Raw genomic sequence first — 1,960 nt, 5'->3', positions numbered from 1 at the left:
GTGATTTCCATGTCCGGCAGCGCCCGGCCTATCGATCAGGTGCTGCGCCAACAATTGAGCAACCGCCTGCCGCCCCCGCTGTTGCTGCGCAGTAATGAATTGCTCGACACTCTCAAGGCCGGTCGCACCGACGACAACGTGCCGCCGCAACTTCAGGTGATTTTTCGCCCGAGCGTGCAGCCGTACCTGATTTCGCTGTTCCGCCAGGACCCGGCGGCAGCCTTCGCCAAATTGCACATGCCGGCGCTGATCATCCAGGGCAGCAACGACATTCAGGTGGGTGTCGATGACGCCAGGCTGCTCAAGGCTGCCAAACCCGATGCCGAACTGGCCTTGATCGACGGTATGAACCACGTCATGCGCATCGTGCCCAACGACGTCAAACGGCAATTGGCCTCCTATAAAGATCCGCAACTGCCCCTGGCGGCCGAGCTCGGATCGCGAATTCTGCGGTTTATTGACGGACTTCGCTCCAGTTAAGCGCTGTTTGGCCGATAAGCCTTTGTCGCCAGCGCCAAGACTGGCGGCAAGCAGAGCCTGACAGGACCGCGCCGTTATGATTGATACCCCGACTTCACCCGACACCACCGCTGAACAAGACGCACCGCCAGTGGTCGAGCTGCCGTGGGCGGACGTCCACGTCGAGCATCACAAGATGCTCCGTCTGGCGCCGTTGCAGACCGACCGCAACACTGGTGCGCGGCCACTGCGCTTTGTCGAATTCGGTTATGCCGAACGTAACGACAAGCAGCGCAGTCTGATGCGCATGAGCCTTTCACTGCCGGGCCAGCGGGTGCGCAAGGAACAGAATCACCTGGACGTGTGGGTCGATCACATCACCAAACGCGTGCGTTTCGGACCTGACAGCGGTTTACAGATCGAGCCGATGAACCGGGGTATCGGGCGGTATATGGCGGCTCAGGGCATTGGCTGGGCGAAAAAACGCTGGCCGGGTTACACCGTCGACGGCACCGACCTGAACAACAAGGATGCGCTGAACGAAAGCACGCGCCTGCGCCGCGATCACTTTCTGAAGGCGCATGGTTTTGAAGTGGCATACGCCGACGCCCAGCATCTCAAGGGCAGCGTCAAGGCGGTCACGGTCGGCGACCTGTTGGCGGAATGGAACACCGAGAAATTGCAACAGGTGGAAATTCTCGAGGCCGCGCAAATGCTGCAGCAGGCTGAGCAGAATCTGGCCGAGCAGGAAGTGAAGCTGAAGAAGCACGAAGAAAAGGTCAGCAAGTACAAGCGTGAAGACGCCGGCTTACGCTTCACCATCACCTGCCTGGTGGCGTTTTCGGTGTTTCAGGCGGGGTTATTGATCTGGATTGCCACGCACCGGTAGATCAAAAGATCGCAGGCTTCGCCAGCTCCTACTGGGCGTCCGCAATCCATCGTAGGAGCTGCCGAAGGCTGCGATCTTTTAAAGCAAAACCCCATCCAACGTCGAACAAGGCATTGACCCATGAGCAACTCCGGCCGCGCCGACGCGCTGTTAGCTGACCTGCCCCGCGACGGCCGTGGCCGGCTCAAGGTTTTCCTTGGCGCCGCGCCCGGTGTCGGCAAGACCTACGCCATGCTGCAGGCCGCCCATACCCAGTTGCGCCAAGGCGTAAAAGTCATCGCCGGTGTGGTCGAGACCCATGGCCGCGCCGAGACCGAAGCACTGCTCGGCGGCTTGCCGCAGCAACCGTTGGTACGCTCGGAATACCGTGGCGTGATGCTCGAAGAAATGGACCTCGACGGCCTGATCAAAGCCAAGCCGAAACTGGTGCTGGTGGATGAACTGGCGCACAGCAACGCCCCCGGCAGCCGTCACGCCAAACGCTGGCAAGACATCCAGGAATTGCTCGCCGCCGGCATCGACGTGTTCACCACGGTCAACGTCCAGCACCTCGAAAGTCTCAACGATCAGGTGCGCGGGATCACCGGCGTGCAGGTCCGCGAAACCCTGCCG

General features: G+C 60.8%; 2 protein-coding genes and 1 pseudogene. All 3 read left to right on the top strand.

Features of this window, described 5'->3' with window-relative positions:
• A partial coding sequence (locus tag F8N62_RS31250) for an alpha/beta fold hydrolase (protein ID WP_412072000.1) occupies nucleotides 1-480 on the top strand: 480 nt, incomplete at its 5' end.
• Nucleotides 481-556: 76 nt separating this feature from the next.
• Nucleotides 557-1,348 (top strand): hypothetical protein, encoded by a 792-nt coding sequence (locus F8N62_RS31245; RefSeq protein ID WP_150712747.1) that lies wholly within the window; start codon nucleotides 557-559, stop codon nucleotides 1,346-1,348.
• 120 nt (nucleotides 1,349-1,468) lie between these two features.
• Nucleotides 1,469-1,960, top strand: a pseudogene (locus tag F8N62_RS31240) (histidine kinase); the annotation flags it as partial.

This window comes from Pseudomonas fluorescens (genome assembly GCF_902497785.1).
In the GTDB taxonomy this organism is placed as follows: Bacteria; Pseudomonadota; Gammaproteobacteria; order Pseudomonadales; family Pseudomonadaceae; genus Aquipseudomonas; species Aquipseudomonas fluorescens_BO.
The sequence above is the reverse complement of the archived record's forward strand: the minus strand, read 5'-3'. Positions and strand labels throughout refer to the sequence as shown.